This is a genomic window from Chitinophaga sp. G7 BAM 1005 (assembly GCF_057126945.1).
Map to the genome: position 1 here is coordinate 6409188 of NZ_CP181478.1, position 17911 is coordinate 6427098.

Below are 17911 nucleotides of genomic sequence, written 5' to 3' on the forward strand. Positions count from 1 at the left end.
TTTATAAACGGATGCCACAGCTGGAAACGGCTGTGGCATTCAGTTTTAAAGGACATTCTGTCAGTACGCCAATATTACGTATCTTTGCCGCTACTTTCCGACTGCCGTAAGGCAGCCAATTGCTCAATTAATGATAATGAAGTCTGACAATAAAAATATCCGGCATTTAAGTTTACCGGCTTTACAGGAATATTTCGGGTCAATAGGCGAAAAGCCTTTCCGTGCAAAACAGGTATACGAGTGGCTTTGGCTGCGGCATGCTGAGAGTTTTGAGGCAATGACCAACCTCTCTAAAGAATTACGACAAAAATTAACGGAGCATTTTTCCCTTCCTGCTGTAAAGGTGGATACCGTACAGCAAAGCAATGATGGTACCATCAAGAGCCGTTTCCGCTTACACGATAATCACCTGGTAGAAGGTGTGCTGATTCCGACCGACAGCCGGCAAACCGCCTGCGTATCTTCACAGGTAGGCTGCAGCCTGAGCTGCAAGTTTTGTGCTACCGGCTATATGGAGCGCAAACGCAACCTCGATTACGATGAAATTTATGATGAAGTAGCGCTGCTTAATAAGCAAGCCCTGGAATCATCCGGCAAGAAACTGAGCAACATTGTATTCATGGGTATGGGCGAACCCCTGCTTAACTACAAGAATGTGTTACAGGCAATTGAGCGCATCACTTCCCCCGACGGACTGGGCATGTCGCCAAAACGTATTACCGTTTCTACCGCCGGCGTGGCCAAAATGATCCGCCAGCTGGGCGACGATAAAGTACGCTTTAACCTGGCACTGTCTTTACACGCCGCCAATGATAAGAAACGCAGTGAAATTATGCCTATCAACGATTCCAACAACCTGAAGGAATTGATAGACGCACTGAACTACTTCTACAAGGCTACTGAAAACGAAATTTCTTTCGAATATATCCTCTTCAAAGATTTTAACGACTCAAAAGAAGATGCTGATGAGCTGATTAAAATATACAGGCAGGTTCCTGCTGATCTGGTAAACATCATCGAATATAACCCGATTGACATGGCCCGGTTCCAAAAGCCGGACGCCAAAAAAGCAGAAGAGTTCATGGAATATCTTGCCAAAAACCGGGTGAATGCAAGATTGCGTCGCAGCCGTGGTAAAGATATTGATGCGGCATGCGGACAACTCGCCAATAAAGGCTGATACTATAACAATATTCCTATTGGTCATGCACGCATGATCATCAATCAATAATAATTTATGAAGAAAAAACAACCTGCTAAAAAAGGGTTTGGTCCATCAAGGGATAACAAATTTGGTAAAAGCGACAAACCAGCAGGCAACCGCAACCGCTCCTCCGCTGATGGCGAAAGGCCAGGAAGAGCATCTGCAAAAGATAACCGCAGCACTGACGACAGCTCCTCATCCCGCAGGCCCCGTTTTGGTGGCGAAAGCGCCGGTGATGAAAAACCTGCTTTCCGCAAACGCACGTTCGACAGCAACGGCAGACCGGCCCGCAAAAAAGGCCCAGCTACCGATAGCTTTGGAAATGATAAACCTCAACGCGGCAAACGCAGCACCGGCAGCAGCGAAGAGAAACCTCCATTCAAACGCAGCTTTGGCGAAAAAGGCGAAGAAAAACGCTCTTTCGGCAGAAGTGATGATAAACGCTCTTTTGGTAAAAGCGACGACAAACGTTCCTTCGGCCGCGATGAAAAACCAGGCGCCCGTAAACGTTTCGACAAAGACGAAAAGCCTTTCCACAAACGCAGCAACGACAACGACTTTAAAGACAAGAAAGATAAACCCGATGGCGAACGCGCTTTCAGCGCTTTCAGAAAAGATGGCGAACGTCCGGAACGTGTACGCAGCTTCGATAAAGAAGAAAGCCGTGAAAGAGCCCCCCGCAAACGTACCTACGGTGCAGGAGCCGCTAAAAAAACGGACGACAGCAGCGCATTTCACTTCCACGGAGAAAAGAAAAAAGGCGGAAAAGAAATACCCAGTGGCTTCAACCGCAAAAAATTCTTCGATAAAACCAACGAACGCTTCGCCGATAAACAGGATAAAAAAAAAGGCACAAAAGTAAGAGGCGCTAACGATCACGAACACACGAACGAAGGCAAAGAAAGCATATTTGGCCCCGGTGAAATGCCGCTGAACAAATTTGTGGCCCATTGCGGCCTTTGCTCCCGCAGAAAAGCAGTAGACCTGATCAAGGAAGGCAAAGTAACCGTAAATGGTAAAGTGGTAACGGAACCCGCTACCAAAGTAACCAGCAGCGATGTGGTAACTATGCAGGATAAAAGAATTACCCCTACTAAAAACCTGGTGTACATTCTCCTGAATAAACCCAAAGGCTACATTACTACCACCGATGATCCGGAAGGCCGCAAAACAGTAATGGACCTGATCCAGGACGCCGCAGAAAACGAAAGGGTATACCCCGTAGGACGCCTCGACCGTAATACCTCCGGTTTACTGCTGCTCACCAACGATGGTGAACTGGCACAACGCCTGGCTCATCCCAAACACAATATCAAAAAGATTTACCAGGTAGAACTGGATAAACCACTGACTAAAACCGACTTCGAGCAAATCATTGCAGGCGTAACCCTGGAAGATGGTGTTGCCCTGGTAGACGCACTTGGTTACGTGGACCCGAAAGATAAAAAACAGGTGGGCATTGAAATTCACAGTGGTAAAAACCGCATCGTCCGCCGCATCTTTGAACACCTGGAATATACAGTGGAAAAGCTGGACCGCGTAATGTATGCTGGTCTTACCAAAAAAACACTGAACCGTGGCCAGTGGCGCTTCCTCAATGAGAAAGAAGTTATCCTGCTGAAACACTTTAAAAAATAACTGCCGATTTACGGAATGCGATTATCAGAACATATTATACTCGAAACGCCTGATTTTGTTGTAGTAAACAAACCTTCAGGAATGCTTACGTTGCCCGACCGGCATGATAATGAACTTACCTCCCTGATAGCCATCATGAAAAAGGCTTACGGGGAAATATTCACAGTACACCGGCTCGACCGCGAAACCAGTGGCATTATCCTGTTTGCACGCAATGAAGCAGCGCATAAATATTTCTCGCAGCTTTTTGAAAGCAGGGATGTAAAGAAGTTTTACCTCGGATTGGTGAGTGGCCAACCAATGCCTAAGCAAGGCAATGTGAGTGAAGGGATCATGGAACACCCTGTACAAAAAGGTAAGATGGTTACTAACCGTAAGGGTAAGCCATCCTCTACAGATTATGAAGTGCTGGAAGAATTTGGTCTTTACAGCCTGGTAAGAATGCAGATCCATACCGGCCGTACCCACCAGATCAGGGTGCATATGAAGTACCTGGGGCACCCCATTGCCGTAGATGAATTTTACGGCAGCGCACAACCGGTGCTGTTGTCTTCTATCAAGAAAAAATTCAAGTTAGGCAAACATACAGAAGAAGAGCGGCCATTACTCAGCAGGCTGGCCCTGCATGCGTCTATGCTGATCTTCAAAGATCTTTCCGGTAAAGAATATACGATTGAAGCGCCGCTTCCAAAAGATATGAGCGCCCTGCTAACCCAACTGCGGAAACACCGTGGTAAGCAGCCGGCAGGCGAAGAATAATGAAAAATGGCCGTGTACAATACACGGCCATTTTTCGTTTTATTTCACCAGTTCTGTTAGCTTCCCCTGATTGGCTGTTATTGTATGACCGTTTTCAAGATAGATCTTACCATCTCTGTAAACAGCCGGGTAAGTTCTCCCATCTCTTAAATAATTTCCGGGAACAGGAATATCTCCTTCTTTCCCAAGCTTTACCGGTTCTTTAAACCGGTCAATGATCCATTCACCGGTGGAAGGACGAAATACGGCCATTTCAGCTCTGCCATCGCCATCGTAATCACCGGGAACCGGAATGTCGCCGGGGATATGTTTTACCTGCAACGGAATATTACCCAAACTTGTTTGCCATAACGAATTGTCCGTACGAAATACGCCTACATCCAGCATGCCATCTCCATCATAATCCGCCGGAACCGGAATACCATTCTTATGTCCGAACCGGATGCTGTCCAGCCCATCAAAATACCAGGTAAGCGTTGCTGGCCGATATACTGCCACCTCTGCAAAACCATCACCGTCATAATCTCCGCACACCGGGATATCTCCCGCTTGCCCAAGCGTAACTACTTCCCCACCCTGCAGATAAAATTTACCTTCTGAAGGCCGGAATACGGCCAGCTCCGTTTTGCCGTCACCGTTATAATCCGCCGGCGCAGGGATATCTCCTTCCTTTCCAAACGTTATATCCTGCTGTCCCGCAATCTTCCATACCCCACGGGAAAAAAAGGCAATATCAGTATGCTGGTCATTATCATAATCATGATAACGGGCTACGTTGGTATGATGAAACCACGGCAGCGTAAACTCACTATCCGCATCCTTTTCTTCTTCACCTGTGTAAGGCGAAAAGGTACGTACACTGATCAGGTCTTTTGATTTCGAAAACTTCATCAAACGCATTAACCCATGACCACCATCTGGCCTGCTCTGGTAGTCGGATAGAAACGACCGGATAATATTCCCGGCGTAGCCATCCTGACGGTACCCTTCGCCGTTATCGCCCACATGTCCTGATAAGGTTAACATCACGTTAGGGTAGCTTTTCAGCCGGTCGAACACACGTTGCGCCTGTTTTGAAAATTTCGGAAATCCCTTCTTGTTAGTGCCTGTTGTTTTATTAAAATGAATGATAGAATGGCTCACAAGGATCGCTTTTCTGTCGCTGTATTTCTCCAATACCTGGCTCGCCCATTTGTTCATGCCTTCAATATCTTCCCCATAAGCATCATACTCTAAAAAGATGCTGATAAATTGAATGCCCCCGGCTTCAAAAAGATCATAGTGACTATCGTTATTATCACCATAGTGACCTCCATACCATTTTTTACCCTTAAAATGTTCGATGCCGAAATACTTGTTGTACTGATCCGTTTTACCGCTCAGCGGATACTGACTTTTAGTCTGGTCATGATTTCCTACGGCCATGCCATACGGAATACCCTGCGGATACCCGGGTTGCGGTTTCTCCAGCAGATACATGGATGCCGCTGCATTGACCCATTGTTGCGGAAATTTTTCACCGTCCTCTGATATGTCTCCCAGATGGATCACATATTTGATGTTTTCCTTTGCCGCATTCTTTACGATCCATTCTGTTTGTGCAGTAAACATTTCCTTCTTCCCGCCATTTTTCTCTGCGGTGTAATACTGGGTATCGGGGATTACCGCAATAGAAAACTCATCTTCTTCTTTTTGTTGTGCATTGCTAAAGCCACTTGCAGCTAACAATAGCAGTATACAAAAGCCTCTTTTCATCATCATGATATGCTGGTTTGAAAACTATTAAAAGTAGCCGGGGTTCTGGATGATCTTCGGATTGAGTCCCACTTCATTTTGTGGTATGGGAAATAACAGGTGATGCTGATCAATCACGTACGCATCTGATGAAAGATATGGCAGCTGTTCCCTGATCTTTACGCCAAAGGCATTGATCACAGGTAGCGCCTTGCCGCTTCTGAGCAGATCTGTCCAGCGATGGTTTTCAAATGCCAGTTCCACCCTGCGTTCATGAAAAATAGCGGTACGCAGCTGGGCGGGATCTGTATTAGTGAAATCTGCCAGCCCTGCTCTTCTTCTTACCCGGTTCAACGGCGTTAGTGCATCCGAAGATTTACCCTGTTCATTTAAGGCTTCCGCCAATAAGAGCAACGCATCAGAAAAACGATAGACAGGAAAATCGTCACCGGAGCCGGTAGGTGATTCCAGCGGAGCATGCAAATACTTTTTTATGTACGGAACACCAATTTTCCCGGTTGCAGGAACATAATCAATGATGCTTTTTGCTGCTGAATATTTAAAGTAGTTGCTGGCATCATAGGTGCCTTCTGCAATGCCGATGGAGGCTTCCAGGCGTTTGTCGCCGGCTTCGAAATCACTGATCAGGTCATTGCTGGGCGTATTCCATCCACCTGTGCCGGTATTGTCAATAGAAATACCCGTTAGCAGTTTTGTGTCTTTACTTCTTGGTAAAAAATGAAAAGACAACACATTCGGCGTAGCCCCTGTTAGCGTGCCTCCGAGAAACTGGATCTCAAAAACCGATTCTTTACTATTCTTATTCGCCGGCGTAAAGGCATCTGCGTAGTTCGCATTAAGATCATACCCCATAGTCAGCATACCGTTTAGCAGCTTCTCCGCATCTGCCCATTTTTTTTGCGTGGCATATACTTCAGCAAGCAATATAGTAGCAGACCCTTTGGTGGCCTCTCCCGTTTGCGGGAACTTTGCAGGCGGCGCCAGTTCAGCGATGGCGTCCTGCGCATCCGCAACGATCTGGGCATATACTTCTGCTTCGGTTGAGCGGGCCTTAAATGCCTCTTCTGCCGTAGTTACTTCTTTTATAAACAGTGGAACGCCACCGTATAAGCGCACGAGTTTAAAGTAATTGAGCGCCCTTAAAAATTTGGCCTGTCCATCGAGGTTTGCTTTTACTTCGTCATTAAGGTCCGCGCCTTTCAATCTTTCAATAATAATATTACAACGGGAGATGCCGGTGTAACTATGCTGCCAGGTGGCTGCAACATAAGCATTGGTAGAGGTATTGGTAAAGTCAGAAATATTTTCACGTTCTACGATAGAAGTACCCCTGTTACCTGGTATAGCCTGATATATGGTATTATCAGAGTGCATCTCTGAAGTAAAATAATCATTCACAAGCACATCCCGGAGTGGCGCATAGGCAGCTACTACAGCCGATTTGAATTGTTGCTCCGTTTTATAAAATACGTCGTCGGTATATGCATCTTCAGGCGACCGTTCGATAAAATCCTTGCTGCAGGATATCGTTACTGCACACAAAAGGACCATCACTGTATATAGCTTTTTCATATTTTGTCAGCGTTAAATGATTATTTAAATGTGGTGGTGAATCCAATAGAAAAGGTTCTTGGTATAGGGTAGGCATTTTCATCTACACCAACACCCGACGTAGGATCAGATCCGCCCACATTTATTTCCGGATTCATACCTGAATAGCCCGTTAATACAAACGCCTGTTGGATAGATGCAAAAACCCTCAGGTTTTTTATCATCGCGTTTCTTAATGGCACGGTATATCCAAGTGTTATATTTTTGGCGGTGAGGTAAGATCCGTCTTCTATCCATTGACTGTTTACCTGTCTTCCCATTGCCGTGGTACCTGATTTGGTACGCGGATAAATGCCGGAGCCCGGATTTTCTTCTGAGCGCCAGCGATCGGCAGCTGCGGCCAGCGGAAGACGGGAACCATCCATGTTGGTTTGATAGGCCCATTTAGCCGCATTCAGGATTTTTCCGCCAACAGAAAAGGTCATGTCAATGTTCAGATCAAAATTTTTATACCTGAAATTGTTCACGATACCGCCGGTAAATGTGGGGGTAGGATCGCCAATAAAAGTGCGGTCGTTCACATCATCAATAACGCCATCCCCGTTAATGTCCTTCACCTTTATTGTTCCGATATCGGAGTTGCCGTTTGGCTTGGCAGTAGTACTTAAATACTTGGGAGAGTTGGCAAGGTCGGCAGCATCTTTATATAATCCTTCAAAAACAAATCCATAAAACTCACCCAGATGATGTCCTACCTGCTGACGGTAATAATCGGAACTTACTGTTACATTTCTCCTGATATAACCGGGGGCTACGAGGTTGGTGATCAGGTTCCTGTCGAACGACAACGCCAGGCTGGTATTCCATTTCAGGTTGCCGGTAAGGTTTTTAGAACTCACAGAAAATTCATGTCCCCACATTTTAAGTTCGCCCACATTGAAAATGATTTGACTAAACCCGGATGATGTAGGTATCGCACGCTGTTGAATCAACCCGTCGGTCAATTTGCGATAATAATCGTAGGTAAAGGTGAGGCGGTTATCTAATACACCCAGTTCCAGGCCGATGTCAAACTGCTTGTTGCGCTCCCATCTCAGATCTTTATTGGGAAGACGGTTGATCGTTTGCCCCTGGGTGATCACATTATTAAAGTTGTAGTAATAAGTTCCTATAGTGGCCTGTGGATCATAGCTGCCGGCAAAAAAGTTATTACCCGTGATCCCGTAACTGGCTCGTAGTTTGAGGAAGTTAACCCCTTTTACATTCTTCATAAATGATTCATCACTTATGATCCAACCCGCGGCTACTGATGGGAAGCTGCCCCACTGTGTATTCTCTCCGAATTTTGAGGAACCATCGCGTCTGAGTGCTGCTGACAAAAGATACCTCCCTTTATAATTATAGTTCAGCCGGCCTATTGTTGACAGCAATGAATAAGATCCTGCACCACTGCCCCCCGTAACACTGGTAGCGGCACTGAGGTATTCAATATCATCGCTGGTAAAACCGAGGCCCGTCAGTGAGTTGCTATAGGTGCTGAATTCCTGCGCCGAGTAGCCTACCAATGCTTCTATGTTATGATCTTTTAAGAAGGTTTTATTATATACCAGGTTTCCTTCCGCAGTCCATGAACCGTTATCAACCGCCGAGCTGGTTCCGGTGGTTTGTCCTTGTGTACCTGTAACCAAACCCGATTGGAAATATTTACGGGTTTCAGCTCCCTTATCCCCTGCCAGATTGGCCTTGATACTTAATCCCGGCAGAAACTCATAGTTCAGGTAAATGTTACCCAGTATGCGGGTTGTTTTATAATCGTCGTTGGTTAATTCATAAGTAGCGAGTGGATTGATATAGGCCACCATGCCCGGGGATGAAACATTGCGTGTGTAGGTACCGTCTGCATTGTAAGGACTTACCAATGGGCTGGCCTCGAAGAACCTTTCAAAGTATCCGCCCACACCATCACTATTCAGCCTGTTGTTATGATCCATCCGGTAGCTTGGCGCCAGGTTAAAACCTACTTTGAGTTTATTGTTTTCGGTAGTAAAATCCTGGTTAAAGCGCATCGAATATAGCTTGGTACCGGTATTGATCAACACACCTTGTTGTTCCTGGTAACCTGCCATTACTGTTGATGAAGAGTGTTCCCGGGCCGTTCGCACGGTGAGATCATAGCTTTGAATGGGGGCCGTTCTGGTTAACAGATCAAACCAGTTGGTTCCTTCTCCATACTGCTCCGGGTTGTCGTAGGCGGCATGATAGTCGGCAGAAACTGTATAGCCGGGTTCATACTTCAGTCCATCTTCCGCACGTTCTTTCATGAATGTAGCAAACTCCCTTGCTGTCATCATCTTTGGCAGTTTACCTGTGGGGATCTTTTGCAAGCCGTAGTAGCTGGAGAATTCAATTTTTGCATCTCCTGGTTTTGCATGTTTGGTGGTAATGAGCACTACGCCATTTGCAGCTCTTGATCCATACAGTGCCGTGGCGGATGCGTCTTTAAGAAAACTATAGCTTTCTATCTCTGCCGGATTGATGTTATTGATGCTTCCTGTAATGGGGTTACCATCAATCACAAAAAGAGGCTGATTATTCAGGTAAAAAGAGGCTGCGCCCCGGATAACAAACCCCATACCGCGCCCGGGCTGGCCGCTGGTTTGGGATACCTGAACACCTGCCACTTTTCCCTGCAGCTGCTGGGCAAACTGTGTTACCGGCATATCCTGCAAAGTCGAGGCATCTACCGTAGCAATGGAACCTGTTATTTCGCGGCTTTTCTGCTTACCATAACTCACCACTACTTCTGTCAGTTTGTTATCGGCCAGCTGCATGGAGAAGTCAAGCGAGGTGGTTTTTCCTTCTTTTATAACAACGTTGCCCGATTTCTGCGACCTGAAAGAAACGTAAGTTACTTCAAGTGTATAGTTGCCTGGTTGAAGGTTGAAGGTGTAATCGCCGTTAGCGTCACTTTGAACAACCTGGCCGGTTTCCAGTGCCCTGATTGTTGCGCCGGGCAAAGGCGCGCCTTTTTCGTCCACCACTCTTCCTGATAACTTACCGGGCGCCTGTGGTGCCCGTTTGGTATCAATCACAACATAGCCTTCTACCAGCTTATAATCGAGATTGGTTGATTCCAACACCTTTTCAATCAGGTACTTTACTGTTGAATGGTCCGAATCAATAGTGATTTTTTGTTTGAGTCCTGCCATCAGCTTTTCCGGCAGTACAAACCTGATTCCGCTCTTTGCCTGAATGGTTAACAGGCTTTCTTTCACGCCGGCGTGATCCAACTTAACAGCAATCACTTTGTCCAGTTGCTGGCCGCGGGCATTTCCGGCCAGCAGCACGCCAATAAAGGTAAGTTGCGCGATTAAAAGTATACATGAACATCTCATCATAAACTTAGTTGTGGGATGTAATCCTTTTTGCATTAATTTTTGTATTAAGGTTGGCCCGGCGTCAGCCGGAATCGTTGTTAATTTCCTTTCGCTTTATCCTGTTGCCTCTTATGGGCGTGCGGTTTCACGACATCACATGCGACGTCCCTATCCAATGATGGACAGTTTTTTTTTAATACATATCGTTTGTATATTTTAAGTTTAGCGAATAACGATTTCCCCGTTTTCCATTTCGTAGTTGAAATGGCCTGCTGCGGCCAGCACGTTCAATATTTTATCTATTGGCGCCCTGGCGTCCAGTGTCAGCGTCATTCTTTCCGCTGATTTTGTGTGTTGTTTAAATGTGATCTTCACATTGTACCACCGCTGCAGTACCTCCGCAATATCATTGAGCGACGTGTTGTTGAATGTCAACCTGGCTTCCTTCAGGTCCTGTACTTCCTCCGGGGCAACTGTTTCCCTTTTAATCTCACCATGATCAAACAGCACTTTCTGCCCGGGCGTTAAAACTGCCAGTGATCTGGAGAAATCGGCGCCTACCTGGTCCACCTTTACTTTCCCGGTGGCTACTTCCACCATTAGGGGTTTATTTTTAAATGCTTCTATTTTAAAAGAAGTACCCAATACTTTGGTTTGCACGTTGCCGGTGTGAACAGTGAACGGCTTATGTTTCTCCTTCGTTACTTCAAAAAAGGCTTCTCCATACAGATAGATATCCCGGGTATCTCCGGAAAAATTTTCGGGATATTTCAAACGACTGCCCGCACCCAGGTATACCACGCTGCTATCAGAAAGAATTATTTTTGACCGCTGTCCGTTCGGGTTGTTGCTTTCCAGAAAAGCCACCTGTTCTCCTTTTTTATTGCTTAAATAGCTGATGGTATAAATACCCATACCTGTCAGGATCAGGCCAATCCAGATGGCAGCATTCCGCAGGTGTAATAAACTCCTGCTACGCGCAGTATTTACATGCCCTATCCTTTCCTGCATGGATTTTTTCAACTCCTGCTGCCGGGGATGAACAGATTTGTCGTTCTCAAATACTATCCAGTCTTTACCAGCATTTGCAGACAGGATCTCCTCCAGCAATTTTTCTGATGCAGGATCTTTCAGAAACAGGTATACCAGTCGCTCCTCCTCAGCTGAACATTTGCCTGCTAAAAATTTCTCAATTAATTCCCGGTTTATTTGTCTTGACATGCTGGTTTAACAGAGCATAAAAGGTCCCTGTTAATCATATAGGGACAAAAAAGAAGGCGAAGGGCTATTTGATGTTGAAGAAAAAACAGAAACATAATTTACGGGGGGGGATGGTAGTCCTGCCGGGATCCTATCACGGGATTTCTCAGGGTATATTCATACAATACCTGTACATAAGATAATGGTGAGCCATAGATAAGTCGTATCTTATAGGTATGGCTTATATACGGGTTATATATGGCTTAACTATGGCTTAACTATGGCTTATCCTATAATGGGGCCAGCATATGGCAGAGATTGCCAATAGTGAAAGTATTGTCTATATATATATTACGAGTGGGAGAAAAGCAGCAAAAATCCAATGACCGGCAACACCGTATCGCTATGGTTATTGAGCTGTTTTCTGAAATGATTCAGCGAGAATTTAATATGGTTCTTAACGGTATTAATAGAAATATTGAGGTCGTTGGCAATTTCGGCGTGAGAGAGGTTTCCTTCCCTGCTCATTTGAAATACGATTTTACGCTGGGGGCTTAATGAATCAAGATGGAAATGATATTTTGCCTCCAGCTCCCTGGTATCCAGTTCGTGGTCGGCCGGGGTAGCCACAAAGGAGAGGTTATTCTCAATAAATTCTATCGGAGCTATGGAAACGGCTTTTTTACGGATCGCCTTGATAGTGGCGTTTTTGGCTGCTCTGAAGATATATGGCTTAAACTCGCCTTCTATCTGTAGTGTATGTCTTTTATCCCATATCCACATCATCAGGTCCATGATGGCTTCCTCTGCAAAGTATTCATCCTTCACATAGCCAAGCGCATAATTATACAATCTTCCAAAATAACGATCAAATAAAGTATTAAATGCTTTGAGATTGTTTTTGGTACATTCTTCCAGTAGCTGCTTATCTGATAGTAAACGATATTCCATAAAAATGGATTGAATGTATTTTTCAGCAAAACTAGAGACCAGAGTTTGTTTTTCTGCTACGTGGGATGTTAACTGTGCATTAATAAACTGTTACCTCCGTAATAATATTTGACACGGATAGGGGCATAAAAAAAACGGGGAGAAATCCCCGTTTCGTAAAAATCAAAAACCAACCATTAAAAAATCTTTATAGCAAAAGCCTTACGGCTCTTTAAGTACTATTTGTTGGGCTGTGGTGTTGTTCTCAGGTAAGGCTTGATAATTTTGTGGCCTTTCGGAAAACGGGCAGGAATATCTGCTGTTGGCACCCCTGCCGTAACGATTACGTCTTCACCATCTTTCCAGTCGGCCGGTGTAGCGACGCTGTATTTAGCGGTCAGCTGCAGGGAATCCAGTACACGGAGTACTTCTACGAAGTTTCTGCCGGTAGAGGCCGGGTAAGTGATGATGAGTTTTATTTTTTTGTCCGGTCCTATGATAAACAAGGATCTTACTGTAAATGTTTCAGAGGCATTTGGATGAATCATATCATACAGGTTTGCCACTGTTTTGTTTTCATCTGCAATAATAGGGAAAGTTACGTCACACTGTTGTGTTTCGTTAATATCATTTATCCAGCTCAGGTGTTTATCTAATGGATCTACGCTGACAGCCAGTACTTTAGTATTACGTTTTGCAAACTCGTCCTTTAATAAAGCCGTTTTTCCCAACTCTGTCGTACATACCGGTGTAAAATCTGCCGGGTGGGAAAACAGGATACCCCAACCTTCGCCGAGGTAATCGTAAAAGTCTATTTCTCCTAAAGTGGTATTGGCTTTGAAATTAGGGGCAGCATCTCCCAGTCTTAAACTCATAGCGCTTCTATTTAATTGACCAAAAATAGCATTTTCCTACAAAATTTATAGACTTTAAGGGATTTTTTTCAGAATTTTGCGCTTTTTTTTTCCGGGGCAAAGGTTTTGGGGGCTAACAAACAATGGAAACGGGGGTTAATTTAAACGGATACCAGGGCTAACACCAATGGATATCAGGGGTTAACATAAATGAATGCAAGGCATGGCGGTTAACGTAAATGGATACCGGGGTTAACATAAATGGATCATCAGGGTTCATCAACGGATAAAAATATGATTATAAGTATTTATGTATTTGAGGTGTACAGCTGCCAGGCATAATATGCCATACTGAACTTGTTATCGTCTTCCAGTGCGGCCATTACCCGGGCAGCGTCTTCCCCCAATTCTAATTCGATAAAACCGAGATACAGGCTATATGCATCATGAAGCATTTGAATGCAGTACTCCATTTTCTCATTGGCGTCGTTTGAGTTGTACCGGGCGGCAGGCGGCAATGTAGGTATGGTGGGCGCCGGCATCTGGATTACACGCTCTATATAATAGCACTCTTCATCGGCATATGCCTCCCAGTTATCGTCCTGTTGCAAACAGGGCCTTCTCATGTGAAATACGAGGTGGTCAAACACCACGGCGCCACCCAGTTCCGCCTCCAGATCAATGATGTCCGGCGTGCGGCGCATATCTTCCAGTTTTCTCACAATCGTCATCTGCACCGCATCATGCTTGTCCTGGCTGAAACGCAGCATAGTATTCATTACTTCGTAAGTAGTTACAAAATCGCAGGGATACCACACCTCATCCAGTAGCGCCTGGCCCCAGAGCGTCAGGTAATTGGAATCATCCATAATGATCTGCCCAATTGAAATGGCCTGTACCTGCGTAATTGCTGTAGTTGTATTTACCTTATTCATAACCATCAGGTTTTAATAACACTACAAATTTACCGGCGCCGCACGCAAGGGATTTGCGTAGTGATCTTTTGATGATAATTTTTTTAATCCCCGTCGCAAAAGCGGGAATTGTTTATTTTTATTATCTAAATTTTATCTTTTGCCAAAGAATAAAGACGCGGTGTCGCGCTACCGCTGGATCGACGAGCGGTTGCGCAGCAAGCAGAAACCCAAACCTACCCTGGATAACCTGATTGAATATGTATCGGACAAGATGGGAACCGCCATTTCTACCCGCACTATCCAGAAAGATATCCAGGATATGCGCCAGGACCCTGAACTGAATTATATGGCGCCTATCGTATATGAGCGCAGCAGCGGCACCTACCGCTACTCAGACGATAGCTTTTCCATCAGCAATTCCCCTATAGAAGAAGCAGATCTGCAGGGGCTGGAAATTGCCATTGGTATACTGGAACAATTCCGGAGCCTCCCGGTAGTACAGCAGTTTGAAGACGCCATCCTGAAAATTGCTGCCAGTCTCAAAATGAACAGGGAAGCCCTCCAGCATAAAGGACTCATCAAGTTTACCCGGGCATCCCACTACAAAGGCGCGGAACATATCCCCGAAATAGTGGATGCCATCAAAAACCTGGAAGTGGTCCGCATCGCCTACCAGAGCTTCGACCGCGATGAGCCCAAAGAACACTGGGTGGAACCCTATCACCTCCGCGAATACCAGCACCGCTTTTACCTCATCGGAAAAAGCCAGCAAACCCGTGGGGGCGCTGTGGTTACCTTTGCCCTCGACAGGGTGGTGAAATTATGGCCTACCAATAAACATTTTGATGAAAAGAATTTTGACGAAGCCAGCTACTTCCAGCACGCAGTAGGCATCACCGTACACGACGGAGATCCTGAACATGTATTGCTGAGCTTTACACCACGACAGGGGAAATATATTAAGTCGCAGCCCATCCACACTTCCCAGGAAATAGTGGAAGACAACAGCAATGAATGCCGTATATCCCTTAACGTTGTTATTAACCCGGAACTTACCATGACACTGCTGAGTTATGGCGCCCAGGTAAAAGTGCTGAAACCCGTACACCTCGCTAAGAAAATGGCTGAGGATGCCAAAGCGATGGCGGCATTGTATAAATAATACCGCATTCCGCTATTGGACCACAGGAGCCCAATAGCGGAACTGTTTCTTAAGGATTTGGTTTGGTAAACAAACTATCTGCTACCGGCTGATTCGTTTCTATCTTCAGAATATTAATTTTAACCCCACCAGGGTCCTGCTCTGTAACACCCGGATACGTAAGTCCCTCCGGCGTTTTCTTATAATCAGACAACAACGTTACCAGCTCCATATCCTGCCCCTGCACGTTCATATGATTGGTAGCCTTCACCAGCAGGTAAGTTTTGGCATCCAGGTAAGCAATACCCGATGTTCCATCCGCGGCAGTGATCTTCAGCTTATACGCCGGCGACCCGCTCACGGTATCCTTTCCCAATAATTCTATCTTTTTTCCCTTGCTCTTGTAATCATATAACTCACCTCTCACATCCAGCTGGGTTTTCATCAGCTTCAGCATTTCCGGGTTCATTTCCTGCGGCGTTGTTTGCTGCATCACCGGCATCAGGCTCCAGCCCGCATTACGGGTCACTACCTGCACATTGCTGGTACCATTCACGGTAAACTCCAGCCGCATCGCTTCATCCTGCTTCACCCACCGCTTAATAGGAACGGATTGCCCCTGTACTTCCATATTTCCCTCTACATACTGCGATTTAATTCCTTTTATCTTCGCCTCACCTCCCATCGCTACAATATTCTTTGCTATCAATTCATCTGCAGATTGTGCACTGGTGCAATAACCAGCGATCAAAAAAGCTGCTAACAGCGTATAAAACCTGGTTCCTCTCATCATAAAAATTAATTTTCCTTTGATAAATAAAGATAACCTAAAAACAACTCCGGCATCTCTTTTCAAAAAATACGCCAGCATTGAAAATACGACCTATTCCTTAGCTTTGCAACATGAATACATTCCAGCTCTCAGGCAACCTGGTAGATATACTGCAACAGGAAATATATCCGGCCACTATACATATCACAGATGGCTATATCAGCAGCATTGAACGCAACAACAATCAATATACTACTTACCTGCTTCCGGGATTTACCGACGCGCATGTACACGTGGAAAGCTCCATGCTCATCCCTTCAGAATTCGCCAGGCTGGCCGTTGTGCACGGTACTATTGCCACCGTGAGCGACCCGCACGAAATAGCGAATGTGATGGGCGTAAAAGGAGTGGAATACATGCTCGAAAATGGCAAAAAAGTTCCCTTCCGGTTTAACTTCGGCGCCCCCTCCTGCGTACCGGCCACCGTTTTTGAAACCGCCGGGGCAGTAGTTACCGTGGCCGATATTGAAGCATTACTCCAAAGAGATGATATCAGGTACCTGACAGAAATGATGAACTTCCCCGGCGTACTGCATAAGGATCCGGAAGTACTCGCTAAAATAGCCGCCGCCAAAAAAGCCGGCAAACCCGTGGATGGCCACGCTCCCGGCCTCCGGGGCGAAACCGCCGCTGCCTATATTGCCGCCGGTATCAGCACCGATCACGAATGCTTTACCATCGAAGAAGCAAAAGATAAACTGCAATACGGCATGCATATCCTCATCCGCGAAGGAAGCGCTGCCAAAAACTTTGAAGCCTTGTACCCGCTGCTGCACGACCATGCCTCACATATCATGTTTTGCAGCGACGATAAACACCCCGACAACCTCGTGGAAGGCCATATTAACCTGCTGGTGAAGCGCGCGCTGGCCTATGGTGTTGATCTGTTCAAAGTGTTAAGGGCCGCCTGTATTAACCCGGTACTGCATTATAAACTGGATAATGGCTTACTGCGTGTAAATGATCCGGCAGATTTTATTGTGACAGATGACCTGCAAAACTTTAACATTCTCGCAACATATATCAACGGCGTGAAAGTCGCGGAAAACGGACATACGCTGATACCTTCCATTCCTTCATCTCCCGTAAATAATTTTATAGCAGATCCCGTAACAGCTGCCGATTTTCGTATGCCCGTTAACGATAGCAACGCAAAAGAAGTGACGGTGAAGGTAATCGGCGCGATGGACGGACAACTGATCACCAACGCCCTCTCAGCGGTATTGCCCGTTGCCAACGGCGCCATAGAAAGTAATACACAACAGGATATCCTTAAACTAGTAGTAGTAAACCGCTACAAAAAAGCACCGCCGGCAGTGGCATTTATTCACGGCTTCGGCCTGCAACACGGCGCCATCGCCTCTTCTGTAGCGCACGACAGTCACAATATCATTGCAGTGGGCGCCAGCGATGAAAGCCTCGCAGCCGCTGTCAACAGCGTGATTGCCGCACAGGGCGGCATCAGCGCAGTGGGCAACAACACGGTGCAGGAACTGCCACTACCCGTAGCCGGACTAATGAGTAACCTCGACGGATACACGATAGCAACCCGGTACAGCGCGCTGGATAAAGCCGCAAAGGAGCTGGGATCCAAACTGGCATCGCCTTTCATGACATTATCATTTATGGCGCTGCTTGTAATACCACATTTAAAACTGAGTGACCTGGGGCTGTTCGACGGAGATAGTTTTCAATTTACCCCCACTCACTAATCCATAAAAAAAGCAGCGGATGTAACCGCTGCTTTTTTATA

Annotated in this window: 13 protein-coding genes; 5 read left to right on the plus strand and 8 right to left on the minus strand. The window is 45.9% G+C overall.

Annotation, left to right across the window (positions count from 1 at the left end):
* The first annotated feature begins 136 nt into the window (after positions 1–136).
* From rlmN to ACMXI2_RS25730, 3 genes are read left to right on the plus strand one after another with little or no spacing between them, the layout of a single operon-like run.
* On the plus strand, positions 137–1180 hold the full coding sequence (gene rlmN, locus ACMXI2_RS25720) for a dual-specificity RNA methyltransferase RlmN (protein ID WP_483778793.1): 1044 nt from the start codon (positions 137–139) through the stop codon (positions 1178–1180).
* Between the two features lie 57 nt (positions 1181–1237).
* Positions 1238–2842: a pseudouridine synthase gene (locus tag ACMXI2_RS25725; RefSeq protein ID WP_483778794.1), complete on the plus strand. Its 1605-nt coding sequence runs from the start codon at positions 1238–1240 to the stop codon at positions 2840–2842.
* A 15-nt stretch (positions 2843–2857) separates the two neighbouring features.
* Positions 2858–3601 carry an RluA family pseudouridine synthase gene (locus tag ACMXI2_RS25730; RefSeq protein WP_483778795.1) on the plus strand — a complete coding sequence of 248 codons (744 nt, stop codon included), beginning with the start codon at positions 2858–2860 and terminating at the stop codon, positions 3599–3601.
* 39 nt (positions 3602–3640) lie between these two features.
* On the opposite strand, the gene ACMXI2_RS25735 is transcribed toward ACMXI2_RS25730, so the two are convergent.
* From ACMXI2_RS25735 to ACMXI2_RS25765, 7 genes are all read right to left on the minus strand, one after another.
* Positions 3641–5362: a metallophosphoesterase gene (locus ACMXI2_RS25735; protein WP_483778796.1), complete on the minus strand. Its 1722-nt coding sequence runs from the start codon at positions 5360–5362 to the stop codon at positions 3641–3643.
* A 21-nt stretch (positions 5363–5383) separates the two neighbouring features.
* Positions 5384–6928: a RagB/SusD family nutrient uptake outer membrane protein gene (locus ACMXI2_RS25740; RefSeq protein ID WP_483778797.1), complete on the minus strand. Its 1545-nt coding sequence runs from the start codon at positions 6926–6928 to the stop codon at positions 5384–5386.
* Between the two features lie 20 nt (positions 6929–6948).
* Entirely contained in the window at positions 6949–10305 is a 3357-nt protein-coding gene (locus tag ACMXI2_RS25745; protein WP_483778798.1) for a SusC/RagA family TonB-linked outer membrane protein, read from the minus strand.
* 201 nt (positions 10306–10506) lie between these two features.
* Positions 10507–11505, minus strand: a complete 999-nt coding sequence (locus ACMXI2_RS25750) for a FecR family protein (protein WP_483778799.1) — start codon at positions 11503–11505, stop codon at positions 10507–10509.
* A gap of 330 nt (positions 11506–11835) precedes the next feature.
* Positions 11836–12435 carry an RNA polymerase sigma-70 factor gene (locus ACMXI2_RS25755; RefSeq protein WP_483778800.1) on the minus strand — a complete coding sequence of 200 codons (600 nt, stop codon included), beginning with the start codon at positions 12433–12435 and terminating at the stop codon, positions 11836–11838.
* A gap of 218 nt (positions 12436–12653) precedes the next feature.
* On the minus strand, positions 12654–13289 hold the full coding sequence (locus ACMXI2_RS25760; RefSeq protein WP_483778801.1) for a peroxiredoxin: 636 nt from the start codon (positions 13287–13289) through the stop codon (positions 12654–12656).
* A gap of 287 nt (positions 13290–13576) precedes the next feature.
* Positions 13577–14203 (minus strand): hypothetical protein, encoded by a 627-nt coding sequence (locus ACMXI2_RS25765; protein ID WP_483778802.1) that lies wholly within the window; start codon positions 14201–14203, stop codon positions 13577–13579.
* Positions 14204–14342: 139 nt separating this feature from the next.
* Here ACMXI2_RS25765 and ACMXI2_RS25770 point away from each other — a divergent pair, with 139 nt between their 5' ends.
* Positions 14343–15347, plus strand: a complete 1005-nt coding sequence (locus ACMXI2_RS25770; RefSeq protein ID WP_483778803.1) for a helix-turn-helix transcriptional regulator — start codon at positions 14343–14345, stop codon at positions 15345–15347.
* A gap of 49 nt (positions 15348–15396) precedes the next feature.
* Here the strand turns inward: ACMXI2_RS25770 and ACMXI2_RS25775 are convergent, their stop codons facing one another.
* Positions 15397–16119 (minus strand): LolA family protein, encoded by a 723-nt coding sequence (locus ACMXI2_RS25775; RefSeq protein ID WP_483778804.1) that lies wholly within the window; start codon positions 16117–16119, stop codon positions 15397–15399.
* 110 nt (positions 16120–16229) lie between these two features.
* Here ACMXI2_RS25775 and ade point away from each other — a divergent pair, with 110 nt between their 5' ends.
* Positions 16230–17870, plus strand: coding sequence for an adenine deaminase (gene ade, locus ACMXI2_RS25780; protein WP_483778805.1), 1641 nt, complete (start codon positions 16230–16232; stop codon positions 17868–17870).
* Positions 17871–17911 lie beyond the last annotated feature (41 nt).